The sequence below is a fragment of the Streptomyces sp. NPDC101165 genome (assembly GCF_044768135.1).
GTDB lineage: Bacteria > Actinomycetota > Actinomycetes > Streptomycetales > Streptomycetaceae > Streptomyces.
Genome location: NZ_JBIWPG010000010.1, coordinates 286,607 through 302,123 on the forward strand (window position 1 = coordinate 286,607; position 15,517 = coordinate 302,123).

General features: G+C 74.0%; 14 protein-coding genes. 4 read left to right on the top strand and 10 right to left on the bottom strand.

What is annotated here, in order from left to right; translation table 11 throughout:
- Positions 1 to 138: 138 nt before the first annotated feature.
- Positions 139 to 540: an ArsR/SmtB family transcription factor gene (locus ACIRVH_RS23155; RefSeq protein ID WP_403956183.1), complete on the bottom strand. Its 402-nt coding sequence runs from the start codon at positions 538 to 540 to the stop codon at positions 139 to 141.
- Between the two features lie 79 nt (positions 541 to 619).
- Between ACIRVH_RS23155 and ACIRVH_RS23160 the strand changes: the two genes are divergently transcribed.
- A complete protein-coding gene (locus ACIRVH_RS23160) occupies positions 620 to 1,774 on the top strand; it encodes a cation diffusion facilitator family transporter (protein ID WP_403956185.1) in 1,155 nt (384 codons plus the stop codon).
- A gap of 2 nt (positions 1,775 to 1,776) precedes the next feature.
- Here ACIRVH_RS23160 and ACIRVH_RS23165 read toward each other — a convergent pair whose 3' ends face one another.
- Positions 1,777 to 2,334 (bottom strand): YbaK/EbsC family protein, encoded by a 558-nt coding sequence (locus ACIRVH_RS23165; protein WP_403956187.1) that lies wholly within the window; start codon positions 2,332 to 2,334, stop codon positions 1,777 to 1,779.
- Positions 2,335 to 2,377: 43 nt separating this feature from the next.
- Positions 2,378 to 2,950, bottom strand: coding sequence for a helix-turn-helix domain-containing protein (locus tag ACIRVH_RS23170; protein ID WP_403956189.1), 573 nt, complete (start codon positions 2,948 to 2,950; stop codon positions 2,378 to 2,380).
- Between the two features lie 101 nt (positions 2,951 to 3,051).
- Between ACIRVH_RS23170 and ACIRVH_RS23175 the strand changes: the two genes are divergently transcribed.
- Positions 3,052 to 3,909: an EamA family transporter gene (locus tag ACIRVH_RS23175; protein WP_403956191.1), complete on the top strand. Its 858-nt coding sequence runs from the start codon at positions 3,052 to 3,054 to the stop codon at positions 3,907 to 3,909.
- Position 3,910: 1 nt separating this feature from the next.
- Here the strand turns inward: ACIRVH_RS23175 and ACIRVH_RS23180 are convergent, their stop codons facing one another.
- Complete coding sequence (locus ACIRVH_RS23180) at positions 3,911 to 4,675, bottom strand: acyltransferase (protein ID WP_403956193.1); 765 nt, start codon at positions 4,673 to 4,675, stop codon at positions 3,911 to 3,913.
- 110 nt (positions 4,676 to 4,785) lie between these two features.
- On the opposite strand from ACIRVH_RS23180, the gene ACIRVH_RS23185 reads away from it, so the two are divergent.
- A complete protein-coding gene (locus ACIRVH_RS23185) occupies positions 4,786 to 5,313 on the top strand; it encodes a gamma carbonic anhydrase family protein (protein ID WP_403956195.1) in 528 nt (175 codons plus the stop codon).
- A gap of 26 nt (positions 5,314 to 5,339) precedes the next feature.
- On the opposite strand, the gene ACIRVH_RS23190 is transcribed toward ACIRVH_RS23185, so the two are convergent.
- On the bottom strand, positions 5,340 to 5,984 hold the full coding sequence (locus ACIRVH_RS23190; RefSeq protein WP_403956197.1) for a DedA family protein: 645 nt from the start codon (positions 5,982 to 5,984) through the stop codon (positions 5,340 to 5,342).
- A 400-nt stretch (positions 5,985 to 6,384) separates the two neighbouring features.
- Between ACIRVH_RS23190 and ACIRVH_RS23195 the strand changes: the two genes are divergently transcribed.
- Positions 6,385 to 7,317: a YbhN family protein gene (locus ACIRVH_RS23195; RefSeq protein WP_403956199.1), complete on the top strand. Its 933-nt coding sequence runs from the start codon at positions 6,385 to 6,387 to the stop codon at positions 7,315 to 7,317.
- A 55-nt stretch (positions 7,318 to 7,372) separates the two neighbouring features.
- On the opposite strand, the gene ACIRVH_RS23200 is transcribed toward ACIRVH_RS23195, so the two are convergent.
- The 5 genes from ACIRVH_RS23200 to ACIRVH_RS23220 are packed head-to-tail and all read right to left on the bottom strand — an operon-like array spanning position 7,373 to position 15,516.
- On the bottom strand, positions 7,373 to 8,440 hold the full coding sequence (locus ACIRVH_RS23200) for a class I SAM-dependent methyltransferase (RefSeq protein ID WP_403956201.1): 1,068 nt from the start codon (positions 8,438 to 8,440) through the stop codon (positions 7,373 to 7,375).
- Positions 8,437 to 9,639, bottom strand: coding sequence for a glycosyltransferase (locus ACIRVH_RS23205; protein ID WP_403956203.1), 1,203 nt, complete (start codon positions 9,637 to 9,639; stop codon positions 8,437 to 8,439). Before ACIRVH_RS23205 ends, ACIRVH_RS23200 begins: the two co-directional genes overlap by 4 nt.
- Complete coding sequence (locus ACIRVH_RS23210) at positions 9,636 to 10,448, bottom strand: alpha/beta fold hydrolase (protein WP_403956205.1); 813 nt, start codon at positions 10,446 to 10,448, stop codon at positions 9,636 to 9,638. Before ACIRVH_RS23210 ends, ACIRVH_RS23205 begins: the two co-directional genes overlap by 4 nt.
- Positions 10,449 to 10,450: 2 nt before the next feature.
- On the bottom strand, positions 10,451 to 10,771 hold the full coding sequence (locus ACIRVH_RS23215; protein WP_403956207.1) for an acyl carrier protein: 321 nt from the start codon (positions 10,769 to 10,771) through the stop codon (positions 10,451 to 10,453).
- A complete protein-coding gene (locus tag ACIRVH_RS23220; protein WP_403956209.1) occupies positions 10,768 to 15,516 on the bottom strand; it encodes a beta-ketoacyl synthase N-terminal-like domain-containing protein in 4,749 nt (1,582 codons plus the stop codon). The genes ACIRVH_RS23215 and ACIRVH_RS23220 overlap by 4 nt, the downstream gene beginning before the upstream one ends.
- Position 15,517: the final 1 nt, after the last annotated feature.

Below are 15,517 nucleotides of genomic sequence, written 5' to 3' on the forward strand. Positions count from 1 at the left end.
GCAGAGCGGCCGCATCACGCGGCGACCGCCGGGCGCGGCCGGGTCAGGTGCAGGGCCGCCCCCACGAGGGCGAGGAGGAGGACCGCGAGGGCCATGGCCAGGTGGAGACCGGCCGGCGATCCGGACGAGGTGCCGGCCCTACTGGAGCGGCTCAGCGCCCTGTTGCGGTGAACCGCTCGGCTCTGTTGGGGTGACCCGTTCGGCGAGGCGGTGGTCGGCCACCTTCAGCGCCTCGTCGACCAGTCGGCGCAGATGGTCGTCGCGCAGTGCGTAGACCACGCGGCGACCCTCCTTACGGGTACTCACCAGGCCGGCGAGGCGGAGCCGGGCCAGGTGCTGGCTGACGGCGGGGCGGGCGGCGCCGCATGCCTCGGTGAGGGTGGTGACGTCGGCCTCGCCGGCCGTGAGGGCGTGCAGCAGCGTGAGGCGGGTGCGGTCGCCGAGCAGGGCGAGGAGTTCGGCGGCCACCGCGAACTGCTCGTCGCCCGGAGTGCGCGGCTGCGCATGGTGCGCAGGTGATAGGTGCATGCGTGCGCTCATACGCACATAATGGCTCCGTGGGCCGTGCGCGTCCATTCCCAGCCGCGCGTCCGTTCCCACCCACCGGAAGGGGATCCACGTGAGCGACCGGCACACGCACGGGCACGGCCAGCAGCCCCATGGCCACCCCCCCGAGCACGGCCACCCCCACGACCATGGCCATGTCGACGACCGTGACCACTCCCACGACCATGGCCGTCACCACGACCACGACCATGGCCACCGCCACGCCCCTCCCCACCCCTCCCCCGGCCTGCGCCAGCGCCTCACCCATCTCCTGGCCCCGCACTCGCACGAGACCGCCGACAAGCTCGACCCCGCCCTGGAGTCCTCTGCGCGGGGCATGCGCGCGCTGTGGGTGTCGCTCGCCGTGCTCGGGACGACCGCGCTGGCGCAGGCCGTGGTGGTGGCCCTCTCCGGTTCGGTGGCGCTGCTCGGGGACACCGTGCACAACGCGGCCGACGCGCTGACGGCCGTACCGCTGGGCATCGCCTTCGTGCTGGGGCGGCGGGCGGCGACCCGGCGGTTCACCTACGGCTACGGGCGCGCGGAGGATCTCGCGGGGCTCGCCATCGTGCTGACCATCGCCGCCTCCGCCGCGTTCGCGGCCTGGGCGGCCGTCGGCCGGCTGCTCGACCCGCGCCCGGTGGAGCATCTGCCGGCGGTCGCGGTGGCCGCGCTGGTCGGGTTCGTGGGCAACGAGTGGGTGGCCCGGTACCGGATCCGGGTGGGCCGGGGGATCGGCTCGGCCGCGCTGGTGGCCGACGGGCTGCACGCGCGGACGGACGGATTCACGTCACTGGCGGTGCTGCTCGGGGCCGGCGGGTCGGCCCTCGGCTGGCACCTGGCCGACCCGCTCGTGGGGCTGGCGATCACCGCCGCGATCGCGCTGGTGCTGCGGGACGCGGCGCGGGAGGTGTTCCGGCGGGTGATGGACGCCGTCGACCCGGCGCTGGTGGACCGGGCCGAGCGGGCGGTGCGTGCGGTGCCCGGCGTGCGTGAGGTGGGCGAGCTGCGGCTGCGCTGGATCGGGCACCGGCTGCGCGCCGAGCTGGCGGTCGTGGTGGACGGCGAGGTGTCGGTCCGCCAGGCGCACGCGATCGCCGTCGAGGCCGAACACGCGCTGCTGCACGCCGTACCGAAGCTCACGGCCGCCCTGGTGCACGCCGACCCGGCACCGGTGCCGGGCGAGACGGACCCGCATCTGGCCCTCGCCCATCACCTGACGGCCTGACCTCAGGCGACCCCGAGCCCCTCGAGCACCACGGCGCCGGGCAGCTCGGCGAGCGCCTTGCCCGGGACCAGCAGCTTGCCGCGGCGGCGTCCGCTGCCGACCAGGACGTAGGGCAGGTCGACGACGGCCGCGTCCACCAACACCGGCCAGTCTGCGGGCAGTCCGACCGGGGTGATGCCGCCGTACTCCATGCCGGTCTCGCCGGTCGCGGTGTCCATCGCGGCGAACGACGCCTTGCGGGCGCCGAGTTGGCGGCGCACCACGCCGTTCACGTCGACCCGGGTGGTGGAGAGCACCAGACACGCCGCGAGGGTGGTCTCGCCGCCCCGCTTGCCCGCGACCACCACACAGTTCGCCGACCGCTCCAGCAGGTCGCGGCCGTAGTGCTCGACGAAGACGGCCGTGTCGGCCCAGCGCGGGTCGGTCTCGACGTAGAGGATCCGGTCGGCGGGGACGCCGCCCCGCCAGTGGCGTACGGCGTCGGCGACCGGGGCGGTCAGTTCGTCCAGGCAGTCGGGGGCGGGGGTGGCGGTGTCGAAGTCTCCGATGGGTGCGCGCATGGCCGCACGCTAGCAAGGCCCGCCCGTCCGCCGTACCGGCATCTCAGGGCACGGGCGGCACCGAGACCGCCATGACCATCTCCATCGGTACGTCGCCGGTGTTGCCGTACGTATGCGGGAGGTTGGCCTCGAACGAGGCGCTCGCGCCGGTCGGGACGTGGTACTCCTCGCCGTCCACGGTGAGCGTCAGCTCACCCGCGGTGACATGGACGAGTTCGACCGTGCCGCCGGGGTGCGGTTCGGAGGGGCTGTGCTCGCCCGGCATCAGCCGCCAGTCCCACATCTCCAGCGGTCCGGGCGCCTCGGTGCCGGCGAGGAGCCGGTTGTAGCTGCCGGCGTCGGTGTGCCACAGCCGTACGGCCCGTTCGGCGGGGACGATGCGGACCTTCGGGCCCTGCTCGTAGTCGAGGAGGGTGGTGATGCTGACGCCGAGCGCGTCGCCGATCTTGACGACGGTGCCGATGCTCGGGTTGGTGCGGGCCTGCTCGATCTGGATGAGCATGCCGCGGCTGACACCGGCCCGGGCGGCGAGCACGTCCAGGGTGAAGCCGCGCACCGCGCGCCAGTGCCTGACGTTGCGCGCCAGGGACTGGGTCAGGAGTTCGAGGTCCGACACGTTCCGTCCAAGGGGTTCAATATTTTGGATGACAGGGTTCACTGAGCCGAACTACGGTGGGATGCACCCGCTCGTTCACCAAACTGTACTGCGAGGCATCAGTGACAGCGTTCTTCGCCCTGACCACCAGCCTCCTGTGGGGCCTGGCCGATTTCGGTGGCGGGCTGCTGACACGACGCACGCCCGCGCTGACGGTGGTGGTCGCCTCCCAGGCGATCGCGGCGGTGGTGCTGGGCGCGATCGTGGTCGCGACCGGCGGCTGGACCGAGGCCGGGCCACGGCTGTGGTTCGCGGTCGCGGCCGGCCTGGCCGGGCCGCTGGCCGTGTTCGCCTTCTACAAGGCGCTCGCCCTCGGCCCGATGGGCGTGGTCTCCCCGCTGGCCACGCTCAGTGTGGCCGTCCCCGTCGGTGTGGGCCTGATCCTCGGCGAACGCCCGGGGGCCCTGCAGGTCGCGGGCATCGCGGTCGCCGTCACCGGTGTCGTCCTCGCGGGCGGCCCCCAGCTGCGCGGAGCACCCGTGCAGCGGCTGACCATCCTGCTCACGCTGGTCGCCGCGCTGGGCTTCGGCACGGTGTTCGCCCTGATCACGGAGGCGTCGACCAACGTCACCGGTCTCTTCCTCTCCCTCTTCGTGCAGCGCGTGACGAGCGTCGCCGCGGGCGGCGCGGCCCTGTACGCGTCGGTCCGGCGGGGCAACCCCGCCCTGCCGGAGGGCGGCCTGCCCCGGTCCTCGCTGCCGGCGCTGGCCTTCGTCGGCCTCGCGGACGTGGCGGCCAACGGCACCTACGCGGTCGCCGCCCAGCACGGCCCGGTCACGGTGGCGGCGGTGCTCGCCTCCCTCTACCCCGTGGTCACCGCGCTGGCCGCACGCGGCTTCCTCAGCGAGCGGCTGCGCGCGATCCAGGCCACGGGCGCGGGCCTCGCCCTGCTGGGGACGCTGCTGCTGGCGACCGGCTGACTCAGCCGTCGGCCTCCAGGCGGGCCAGCCGTTCCACACCCTCCTCGTCGAGGTCGGCCAGCGCGCGCAGCTGCTCCGGCGTGACCCCTTCCGGGAGCGGCACCGGCGCGGGCGTCCTCAGCGGCGGCTGCCAGCCGTCCTCGGGTGTCCAGCGCCGTACGACCCGGGCGGGCGCCCCCGCCACGACGGCGTGGTCGGGCACGGTCCCGCGCACCACGGCGCCGGCCGCCACGACCACGTTCCGGCCGATCCGCGCCCCCGGCAGGATCACCGCGCCGGTGCCGATCCAGCAGCCCGGGCCGATCTCCACCGGCTCCATCCGCGGCCACTGCCTGCCGATGGGCTCGTGCGGGTCGTCGTAGGAGTGGTTGGTGGAGGTGACGTAGACGTACGGCCCGAAGTAGCAGTCGCGGCCGATCGTGACCGTGGTGTCGGCGATGACATGGCTGCCCCGGCCGAGGACGACTCCGTCGCCGAGGCGCAGGATCGGGTCCGGGCCGAGGTCCAGGTCCGGCATCAGGCCGGCGGTGAGGGTGACCTGCTCGCCGATGATGCAGTGGGATCCGAGGTGGATCCAGGGCTCGCCGAAGACCGTGCCGAGCGGGAAGGTCAGCCGGGTGGCTTCGCCGATCGCGCCGAAGCGGAGGCGGCCGGGGTTCTCGGCCGTCACCGATCCCGTGCGCTGGACCCACGCCCAGCCCGTGTGGACGGCGCGCTGCACCAGTCGGCGTCGCCAGGATGAGAACGTGTTCTTGCTCTTCGGCACGGGCTCAAGTTACTCGGCGGGAGCCTTCGGTATGAGGGCGGGCTGCTGTGATCTTTGCCCCACCCCTGACGTACGGTGCGGAGTACCACTGGCATGGCGAGGAGACGGTGATGACGCAGAAGGCGCTGATCGTGGGCATCGGGGGGAAGGAGCCCCGGCTCGATGCGGATGTGTTCGTGGCGCCTACGGCATCGGTGGTCGGGGATGTCACGCTGCACACCGGGGCGAGTGTCTGGTACGGGGCTGTGCTGCGCGGCGACGTCGAGCGGATCACCGTGGGTGCTCAGGCGAATGTGCAGGACAACGTCACGCTGCATGCGGATCCCGGGTTTCCGGTGAGCGTCGGGGAGCGGGTGTCCATCGGGCACAACGCGGTCGTGCACGGCGCGACCGTGGAGGACGACTGTCTCATCGGGATGGGGGCGACCGTCCTGAACGGGGCCGTGATCGGGGCGGGGTCGCTCGTGGCCGCTCAGGCGTTGGTGCCTCAGGGGATGGTGGTGCCGCCCGGGTCGCTGGTGGCGGGGGTGCCGGCGAAGGTCAGGCGGACGTTGTCCGAGGAGGAGCGGCAGGGGGTCACCCTCAACGGCACGATGTACGCGGAGTTGGCCAAGGCGCATCAGGATGTGCACCAGTAGGGCCGTTCGCGGGTGCGGGTGTCCTACTACTCGCCGGCGTTCACAGGTTCCGGCTCTCGGTCCGCGGACCGGACCTTCTTCGCCCTGCGCTTGATGACCAGCATCGAGGTCAGGCCGATCAGGACCGCTGCCGCCAGGCCCAGGTACGAGAAGCGCTTCAGCCAGTCCTCGGCCACCACGCCGACGTAGTAGATGACCGCCGTGGTGCCGCCCGCCCAGCAGATGCCGCCGAGGACGTTGGCCGTCAGGAACTTCCAGTACGGCATGTGGAGGACGCCCGCGAGGGGGCCGGCAAAGATGCGCAGGAGGGCGACGAAGCGGCCGAAGAAGACGGCCCACATGCCCCACTTCTCGAAGGAGCGCTCCGCGGTGGCGACGTGTCCCTCGCTGAAGTGTCTCGGGAACTTCTTCCCCAGCCAGGCCAGCATGGGGCGTCCGCCCTTGCGGCCGATCGCGTAGCCGATGGAGTCGCCTATGACGGCACCGGCGGTCGCGCACGCGCCGAGGACGATCGGGTTGATGCCGGAGTGCTGGGAGGACATGAGCGCAGCCGAGACCAGGACGATCTCGCCCGGCAGCGGGATGCCCAGGCTCTCCAGGCCGATCACCAGGGCCACCACCGCGTAGACGGCGGCCGGGGGCACCGTGTCGAGCCATTCCTGGACGTGCACCGCTGATTCCTCCCGTTTCGCCTTCCCTGCTGTCGGGGCATGGCTTGCACAGCGCGCCCCAGGGGAAGGCTACCTGGTCGGCGGTGAACGACGGCTCCCGCGGACACCCGGCGGCACCGTCCCGCCCTCGCTCCTTCGGCTTTCGGACATCCGGCCGTCACGCGGGAGGGGAAGGCTCACGGCGGTTTCGCCGCCCCGCTTCCCCCAGGTCCCCCGCCGGGGCCCGATGCGGAAGGACGACGTCCCCGTGTCCTCACTGTCCCCGCTCTCCCCGATCTCCCCACCCGCAACAGCTGTTGCTCCTGCCTCCCCTGTAGTGCCCGTCTCAGCTGTCTCTCCTGTCTCACCTGTCTCTCCATCGTGTCCGGAGTCCGAGGCCCCGGTGCGCCGGGGCTCGCTCATGGCGGCCCGGCCGGTCCGGCTCGGCCTCTGTCTGGCTCCCCTGTTGCTCGCCGTGGGCTGGGCGCTGGCCAACCGGCCCGTGGCGTACGGCGGTGTGACGCGGCTGCTCGCGGCCGACCCCTGGTGGCTGCTGGCCGGCGTCGGATTCACGTGTCTGAACTGGGTGGCGGCCTCCTGTGCCCGCCAGGGCGCGCTGCCGGACCGGGTGCCGCCGGGGCTGCTGCTGGCCTCCCAGTTCGCCGCCGGTGCCGCGAACCACGCGCTGCCCGGCGGCCTCGGCGCACACGCCGTCACGCTACGGTTCCTGCGCACCCGAGGCGTGCCGCTGCATCGGGCGACCGCCTCGATCGGCCTGTACTCGCTGGCCAAGTCCGGTGCGAAGACCCTGGTGCTGCTGGTGTTCCTGGCCGCCTCGCCCGCCTGGCGGCGGCTCGGGGACCTGCTCCCGGACGGACGGCTGCTGGTGCCGCTCGCCGCCGTCGCGGGCGGGGTGCTCGCCGTGGCGGGGGTGCTGCTGACGGTCGTACGGCCGTTGCGGCGCCCGGTGACCGGGCTGGTGCGCTCCGCCCTCGCCGATGCGCGGGAGGTGCACGGCCGGCCCTGCCGGGTGCTGGCCCTGTGGGGCGGGGCGGCCGCGATGCCGCTGCTGCAGGGAAGTGCGCTGGTCTGTGTGGGGGCGGCGCTCGGCCTCGGACTGCCCTGGCAGCAGGTGGTCCTCGCCCATCTCGCGGCCGGTACCGCCGTCGGGGCCGTGCCGTCGCCCGGTGGGCTCGCGGTGGACGCGGCGCTGGTGTGGACGCTGGTCGCCTTCGGCGCCGAGCCGGCGGCGGCCACCGCGGCCGTGATCGGGTACCGGGTGCTGACCGACTGGTTGCCGCTGCTGCCGGGCGCGCTGGTGCTGTCGACGCTGATCCGCGCCAAGGTGTTGTGAGCGCCGAGATCTGGCGAGCGCCCGTGGTGTGGGCGCCGGGGTGTGCTGAGCCCGGTCACTCGCGGCGGGCCACCAGGCGGTAGGCGTTGGACAGGCCGAGGCGGTGGGAGAGGGGCCGTACCGCGAAGCGGTCGAGCAGGGTGGCCGTGAGCAGGGCGGGGACGCCTGCCAGGAGGAGTGCGGTGCGCAGGGCGCGGCGGAGGAGGCCGGGAGGTTCGGGCAGCCAGGGTGCGTCGTCGCGCGGGGCGGTGTGGTCGAGGGCCAGCCAGACGGCGGCGAGCAGGTCGACCGGGTCGTGCGGTTCGGCGTGCTGCTCGGCGACCACCGTGAAGCCGAGTTCGGTCAGCCGCCGGCGCAGGTTGGCGACCGGTATGAAGTGCAGGTGCTGCGGCTGGAGCCAGGGCAGCCACCAGCGGCCGAGGAGTCGGGCGTAGCGGCTCTCCGGGTCCGGTACCTCGATGAGCAGGTGGCCGCCGGGGCGTACGACCTCGTGGGCGGCGCGGAGTTCGCGGTCGGGGCTGGTGCTGTGCTCCAGGTAGTGGAACATGCTCACGACGTCGTAGCGGGCGGCGAGTTCGGGTGCCAGGTCGGGGAAGGAGCCGCGGTAGGCGTGCTCCACGCGGCCCTCGCGGGCGGCGAGTTCGACACCGTCGGTGAAGTCGAGACCGTCGAAGGAGGTGCCGGGCAGGTCGGTGCGGGCGGCCTCGCAGAAGTGGCCGTGGCCGGTGCCGACGTCGAGCCAGTTCTTCGGGGTGGGGTCGTGCGGTGCCATCGCCTGCGCGCGGTCCCGGTACATCGCGGTGCGGCCGCCGAAGGTACCGCTCATGCGCTGTTCGCCCAGGCCGTCGTAGAAGTCGCGGTAGTAGAACTCCAGGCCCTCTGAGGTCAGTTGGGGGTTCTGGAAGGTGTGTCCGCAGTCCGTGCAGCGGTCGAGCGTGAAATGGCCGGGCTTGTGCTGGAGCAGGTCGGTGGTGCGCAGGCGGGTCGCCAGGCTGCTCGACGTGCACCAGGGGCAGGTGGTGCGGCGGGGTGCAAAAAAGCGTTCCGTGCCGTCGGCGAGGTCGGCCTGGTAGGCGGGGCGCAGGGCGGCGATGTGCTCGTTCTTGTCACTGTGGTCGCTCATCGGTTCTCCGTTGTCCCTCCGCTGCTTCGTGCTGCCAGTCGTTCGAGGTGGTCGGCGGCCGCGCGGGCGCCGCCCGCGGCGCGGAACGCCGCGCGCACGCGCAGGGCGGCGGCCCGGTGGGCGCGGTCCTGCAGGACGGTGTCGAGGGCCGCGCCCAGCCTGGGTGCGGTGACCCGGCCGAAGCGGACCCGGACGCCGGCGCCCGCGTCCACGACCTGGGCGGCCACCACGGGCTGGTCGTCGCGGATGGGCGCCACGACGAGCGGGACACCGTGCCAGAGCGCCTCGCACACGGTGTTGTGTCCGGCGTGGCAGACGACCGCGTCCATCCGTTCCAGCAGCGGGAGTTGGGGCACGGACGGCAGGAACAGCACGTCCTTGTCGGAGAGGTCGGCGGGCCGGGTGGCGCCCGGGTCGACGAGCACCGCCTGCACCCGGTCGGCGCGTTCGCGCAGCGCGGTGCGGCACTCGGCGAGAAAGCGGCCCCCGGCGTCGGCGTTGGCGGTGCCGAGGGTCACCAGGACCTTCGCCCGGCCGGCGTCCAGCCAGTCCCAGGGGAAGCCTGGCCCGGCGGGGCGGTCGGCGAGGGACGGGCCGACGTAGTGGATCCGCTGACCCAACGGCGCCTGGGGGCCGATGAGTTCGGGTGTGCTGAAGACGAGCAGCAGGTGGGGCGAGTAGCGCGGGTCGGCGGTGCCGGCCGGGTCGCCGATCCGGGTGCGCAGCTCGGCCAGACGCTGCCGCAGCCATTCGGCGACCTTGGGCATGCCGTCGTAGGCGCCGGTGAACTCGGCCGAGGTGGTGGCGGAGGTCGCCCAGGGCAGGCCCAGGCGTTCGGCCACCAGGGCACCGGCGAAGGCCTGCTGGTCGGCGACGACCACATCGGGGCCGAACCGTTCGACGGCCGCGCGGACGCCCGCCGCCATCGCGTCGGCGAGCGGCACCAGATACCCCTCCCACAGGAACTTCAGCGCCTCCGCGCCCCGCAGGTCGGGCGGTCGTACGGCACCCCCGGCGCCCGGCACCGGGCCCGCGCAGGCGAACACCTCCGCGTTCTCGCCCGCGAGCCGGCGGACCAACGCCGGGTCGGCGCACGCCCAGGCCACCCGGTGTCCGCGTGCGGTGAGCCGGGCGGCGACGCCGACGGCCGGGTTGATGTGTCCGACCAGCGGCGGGACGACGAACAGGAACCCGCTCACCGGACCCCCGCCCGCGCGTCCCCGACGGAGTGGATCAGGTCCAGGATGTGCCCGCCGACGGCCGGGGCCGCCTCGACCAGCACCGAGTGCTCGTGCCCGGGCAGCACGACCGGCCGGAAGTCGGTGAGCAGCGCCTCCATCAACGGCACCAGGTCCACCAGGTCCGAGTCGCCGCCGTACACGCCGAGGACGGGGCAGCGTACGGCCCTGATCTGCTCCTCGGTCAGCACCCGGCTCGCGGGGATGTCCCGGCCGAGGGTGGTCTCGCGGGCGAACCGGGCCGCGCCCTTGGCCAGGCGGGCATGGTTGGGGCCGCGGTGGGCGGCGATCCAGGCGAGGGCGTCGGGCTCGTTGTGCGCGAGTTCGGTCAGCACCCGGCGCAGGATGCCGTCCAGTTTCACCGCCCAGGCGGCGGTCGCGGGTTCGGACTCGATCAGGGTGAGGCCGGCCGTGCGGTCGGGGTGGCGGGCAGCGTGGCCGAAGGCGATGGTGCCGCCGTAGGAGTTGCCGACGAGGTGCACGGGCCCGGTGATCCCGAGCCGGTCGAGGAGTGCCTCCAGGTCGTCGATGTTGTGGTCCAGGGTGTAGCCGTCCGCCGGGCGCTCGCTGCGGCCGTGTCCGCGCAGGTCGTACATGACGACGTCGAGGCCGGCCGCCGCGAAGGCGGGGGCCACGGTGAAGTAGTAGCTGGCCAGGCTGTCGGTGAGCAGCCCGTGCACGAGGACGACCGTGGCGTGCGGGGTACGGCCGTCCGCTGGCCCCGTCCGCTGGACGTGCAGGCGGACTCCGCCGGCGTCGATCATCGCCATGGTCAACCCGCTTCCGTGGTCTTCAGGCTCCACACCACGTACTCGACGAGCCGGCCCACGGTCAGGTCGATGATCTCGTCGAACTCCATCCCGGCCAGGAACTCGGCGAGGTTGACCCGCCGGCCGTACCGCTCCTCCAGCAGTCCGGCCAGGGTGACGAGGTCGATGCTCTCCAGCTCCAGGTCGCGGTTGAAGGCGGTGGACATGCCGATCACCACGTCGTCCTCGCCGTACTCCGCGAGGAGGGTACGGAGCATGCCGGTGATGTCGGCGAGCACGGTGTCGGTGGTGGGCTGCGCCGGCACCGGCTGGGTGGGGTTCATCGCGGGTACTCCTCGGCTGCTTCGTCTGCTTGTCCATCGCCTGGTCCGTCACCGGACTCGGGTCCCGTCGTCCAGGCCACCACGTAGGCGCGTCGGGCCAGGGCGGGCGGATTGCCCGCCGGTGCGCAGTGCACGGTGTAGGCACGCTCCAGCCGCCCGGAGACCTCCAGCCGGCTGCCGTCCGGGGCGGCGGCGCGCACGGTGAAGTCCCTGGGGCGGCCCCCGAATCCGACGCCCTCGGCCTTCGCCACCGCCTCCTTGGAGGCCCAGAAGCGGGTGAACCACAGGTCCTCGCCGTCGGGGCCGTCCGCGCAGAGCGAGCGCAGGAGCCGCAGTTCGTCCGCGCCGAGGGCGGTGGCGAGCGTCGCGGGGTCGCGCGCGGTGACCTCCTCGATGTCGATGCCGGGGCCGGGCTGCGGGGTGTGCGGCCGTACGATCGCCACGCCCGCCTCGGCCCGGTGGGCGAGCGAGACGTCCAGCGGGGGCAGGGTGCGGCCGTGCACGCCGGTGACGTACGGGCGGCCGAGTTCGTCGTTGTGCACGCGGATCTCCGCCGGGAAGACGGGCCCTTCGCCGTGCTGCCACAACCACTGCCGTACGGCGTCCTTGACCGCGATCCGGCCCAGCAGCCACTGTCTGCGGCCGCGCGGCGGGCGCTCCGCGTACTCGGCGCGCTCCGCACCGCCGAGCGAGTTGCGCATGATCAGCTCGCGCGAGGCGAGGTCGGGCCACCGTTCGTGCACGAGCGCCCAGCCGCCGGGCCGGGCCTCGGAGAGGGTGTGGCGCTCGGGGAAGCGTTCCACGGGGCGGGTCTGCGGGTCGTTGTCGAAGCGGCGGTCCTGCCAGCCGCTGAGCACGGCCCACACCTGCCCCTCGATGGTCAGTTCCGCGTCCGCCTCCAGGAGGGTGTCGGTGAGCGAGGTGATCCGCAGCAGGCAGTCGACCTTCGTCCCGGGGGCCGGATGGGGCCCGTGGAAGCGCATCTCGCGCATCTGCACCGGGAACACGACGGTCCGCTCGGTGCGCGTCGCCATGATCCAGTAGCCCAGCAGCTGGCCGACGTTGTCGAGCAGGGCGCCGGGCGCCGCGGGCGCGGTGATCACTCCGCGGATGTGCCGCGCGCCGACCGCGGTCAGTTCGGTGAGGCCCTGGAAGGCCGGGCCGTGGAACATCCATCGGTCGCGGTAGATCTGCGCGGCGGTGTGCTCGGGGACGCGTTCGGGGGCGTCCGGGCGCGGGCTCGGCGGGGGCGGTGCGGGTTGGTGCGGGGCGAGTTCGACGACCGCACGGGCCGTGGGGCCGAAGGCGACGGCGACCCGGTCCGGGTGGCCGGGGTCGGGGGTGACGGTGACGGGCACGTCGACGGGGGGTGTGGCGGTGAGCCAACGGTCGAAGCGGGCACCGTGCACGGCGACGGCGCGCAGGCCGGGCGCCGCGTCCTCCGCCGCGTCCATCATGTGCCGGACGATCGTGGTGGCGGGGACCACCGGCCAACGGTCCTCGACATCCGGCCAGTTGGGACGTTGGGGAAAGAAGCAGTGGTCGAGGAGGTGGGGCATGGAGTGGGGGGAGATGTGGACCGTTGTGGTGGCGGGGGTCGGGGTGGCGACCCGTGTGCGGGGTGTGGCGGCCGGGTGTGCCGGGGCCGTGGCGGCGGCTCGGGCGACGGTGCGGGGCGCGGCAGCGGGGGGCGTTGTGGCGGCGGTGGCACGGGCGGTGGTCGTGAGCGGTCCCGGTCCGCCGTCGCTTCGGCCGCTTCGGCGGCCGTGCGCCGCGATCAGCTCCGCCGCGGTGTCCGCGGTGTCCCGCAGCAGGGCGGTCAGCTCGGCGGCGGCCGGGAAGCGGGTGGCGAGGTCGTCGAGGGAGGACGTGCCTGGGCGGGGCGGCTGCGCGGGGTGCGCCGCCTGTCGGCCCGGCCGCAGCTCCGACCGCAGCACGTCCAGGTCCGGCCCGGCCAGGGACACCAGGGCACCGTCCAGATCGAGGCGTACGGCGGGGCGCGCGGGTACCGCCGCGGCCGCGTGGGTGCGGGGTGCGGTCACGGATGCCTGCGCGCGGGACGCCGGCCCGGGCGCTTCGACGCGGCCCGCCGCCCCCTGTTCCGGATCAGGCGGCAGCGCGGGAGCCACCCGTGCTCCTGCCGTCCACAACGCCGTTGCCACGCATCGCAGTTGGGACAGTCCGGAGCGGTGCGGGGAGTTGGCGGCGACGGCCAGGTGATCGCGGTCGGCGAGGGTGTCGTCGATGAGGGAGGCCAGTTGGCCGGGGCCGGTCTGGACGAAGGTGCGGTGGCCCGCCGCGTACAGGGACTCGATCAGCTCGCGGAAGCGGACGGGCTCCAGCAGGTGTCGTACGAACAGCTCGCGCACCGCCGCCTCGTCCTGCGGGAAGGGTGCAGCGGTCGTCCCGGACCAGACCGGCACGGTCGGCGGATGGAGCCGGAAGCGGTCGGCGGCCTCCTGGATGGGGGCGAGATACGGTTCGAGCATCGGCGTGTGGAAGCCGGAGCGGAACGGCAGCACCTGGCACAGGACGCCCTGGGCGCGGAAGGACCGTACGAACTCCTGGACCGCCGCGTCCGGACCGCAGACCATCGACTGGCGGGGCGCGTTGTCGTGGGAGAGCACGATCCCGGAGCCGGCCCAGGCCTGGGCGAGAGCCGTGCGGACGCGGTCCGCCGAGGCGCCCACCGCGGCGAAGGCCAGTCCCGGCACGGTCACCGTGTCCGGGTCGAACTCGGCCATGAAGGCGTCCACTTGGGCGTTCGAGTACAGTCCGGCCGCCGCCATGGCCGTCCATTCGCCGACGCTGTGCCCGGCGACGGCGTCCGGTACGACCCCCATGCGGCGCAGCGCGGTGTCCAGGAGCCGGCCCACGCCCACGACCCCGAAGCCGTGCCGTCCGACGTCGTCGACGCGTACGTCCGTGCCGGTGGCCGCGAGCGGGGGCAGGCCGAAGTGGGCTGCGATGTCGTCGGCGCGGGGCGCGAAGTCGCCTTCGAGGCCGGGGAAGACGAAGGCCAGCTTGCCGGGCCCGAGCAGCGGAGTGGGCCGGAACCAGACGTCGCTGCGCCCCTGCCAGGCGCGGCCCTTGCCGACCGCGCGACGGGCCAGGGCCAGCCGCTTGGCGGTGGGGTCGACGATGCCGAGGCGGACGGGGCCGACGTCGGGGTGCGGCCGCGCGGGATCGAGGCCGGCGGCGAGGACCGCCGGGTCGTCGGCGGCGAGGAGGGCGGCGAGGTCGTCCGGGGTGTCGGCGGCGAGCAGCAGAACGCGCTCCGGCTCCGCGAGCGAGGTCCGGGCCCGCCGGGACCTCGCTCGCTCGCCCGGCGCCTCCTCCAGCACCACGTGGGCGTTGATCCCGCCGAACCCGAAGGCGTTCACGGCGGCCCGCCGGACCCGTTGTTCCGGGCCGGTCTCCCAGGGGCGCGCCCGTTCCAGGGTGCGGAAGCGGGTGGCCGCGAGAGCGGGGTGGGGGTCGTCGCAGTGGAGGGTGGGCAGCAGCGTGCCGTGGTGCAGGGCGAGGGCGGCCTTGACCAGGCCGGCCACACCGGCGGCCGGCATGGTGTGGCCGATCATCGACTTCACCGAGCCGAGCACGGGCCGCCCGTCGCCATGAACCGTGCCCGGCCCGAACACCTCCGCCAGTGTGGCGAGTTCGGCGGCGTCACCGGCGGGGGTCGCGGTGCCGTGCGCCTCCAGCAGGCCGACGGAGTGGGGTGCGGCGGGGTCGAGTCCGGCCGCGTGCCAGGCCTGGCGCACGGCTCGGGTCTGGCCACCCGGGTCGGGCGTGACGAGCCCGGCGGTACGGCCGTCGCTTGCCACGCCCGTCCCGCGGATCACCGCGTACACGCGGTCGCCGTCGCGTTCGGCGTCGGCGAGCCGTTTGAGTACGACGACGCCGGTGCCCTCGCCGATCAGGATGCCGTCGGCGTCGCGGTGGAAGGGCCGGATGCGCTGGCTCGGGGACAGGGCGCGGAGCTGGGAGAAGACGCTCCAGAGGGTGATGTCGTGGCAGTGGTGCACTCCCCCGGCCAGCATCATGTCGCAGCGGCCGGTGGTGAGTTCGGTGACCGCCTGGTCGACGGCGACCAGCGAGGAGGCGCAGGCCGCGTCCACGGTGTAGGCGGGGCCGCGCAGGTCGAGCCGGTTGGCGATACGGGAGGCGGCGAGGTTGGGGACCAGGCCGATCGCGGACTCGGGGCTGTCCGGGCCGAGCCGTTCGGTGAACGCCTCCCGCACCCGGTCCAGCTGGGCGGACGACAGGTCGGGCATTAACTCGCCGAGTGTGCGGACGAGTTGTCCGGCGGTGCGCACGCGCTGGTCGAGCCGGACCAGGCCCGGGGTGAGGTAGCCGCCGCGCCCCAGGGCCACGCCGATCCGGTCCCGCTCGGGCAGCCGGTCCGTGCCGCCCGCGTCGGCGAGCGCGGCGGCGGCCACGTCGAGGGCGATCAGCTGGTCGGGCTCGGTGCCCGGCACCGAGGCGGGCATGATGCCGTACCGGGTCACCTCCACCTCGGCCAGTCCGTCAACGAATCCGCCCCGCCGGCAGTAGATCCGGTCGGCGACGGCGGGCTCCGCGGCCGAGCCGGGGCGGTAGTAGCCGGCGTCCCACCGGCCCTCGGGGACGTCGCCGATGGCGTCCACGCCGTCGCGCAGGTTGCGCCAGTAGGCGTCGAGCCCTGCGGCACCGGGCAGCAGTACCGCCATCCCGACCACGGCGACGGGAGTCTGAGGCTCCGTCATC

Excerpts from the sequence above, each read along its gene's own strand:
- ACIRVH_RS23220 (WP_403956209.1), bottom strand. The coding sequence starts at position 15,516 with ATGACGGAGCCTCAGACTCCCGTCGCCGTGGTCGGGATGGCGGTACTG.
- ACIRVH_RS23200 (WP_403956201.1), bottom strand. The coding sequence starts at position 8,440 with ATGAGCGACCACAGTGACAAGAACGAGCACATCGCCGCCCTGCGCCCC.
- ACIRVH_RS23155 (WP_403956183.1), bottom strand. The coding sequence starts at position 540 with ATGAGCGCACGCATGCACCTATCACCTGCGCACCATGCGCAGCCGCGC.
- ACIRVH_RS23210 (WP_403956205.1), bottom strand. The coding sequence starts at position 10,448 with ATGGCGATGATCGACGCCGGCGGAGTCCGCCTGCACGTCCAGCGGACG.
- ACIRVH_RS23165 (WP_403956187.1), bottom strand. The coding sequence starts at position 2,334 with ATGCGCGCACCCATCGGAGACTTCGACACCGCCACCCCCGCCCCCGAC.
- ACIRVH_RS23215 (WP_403956207.1), bottom strand. The coding sequence starts at position 10,771 with ATGAACCCCACCCAGCCGGTGCCGGCGCAGCCCACCACCGACACCGTG.
- ACIRVH_RS23185 (WP_403956195.1), top strand. The coding sequence starts at position 4,786 with ATGACGCAGAAGGCGCTGATCGTGGGCATCGGGGGGAAGGAGCCCCGG.
- ACIRVH_RS23195 (WP_403956199.1), top strand. The coding sequence starts at position 6,385 with ATGGCGGCCCGGCCGGTCCGGCTCGGCCTCTGTCTGGCTCCCCTGTTG.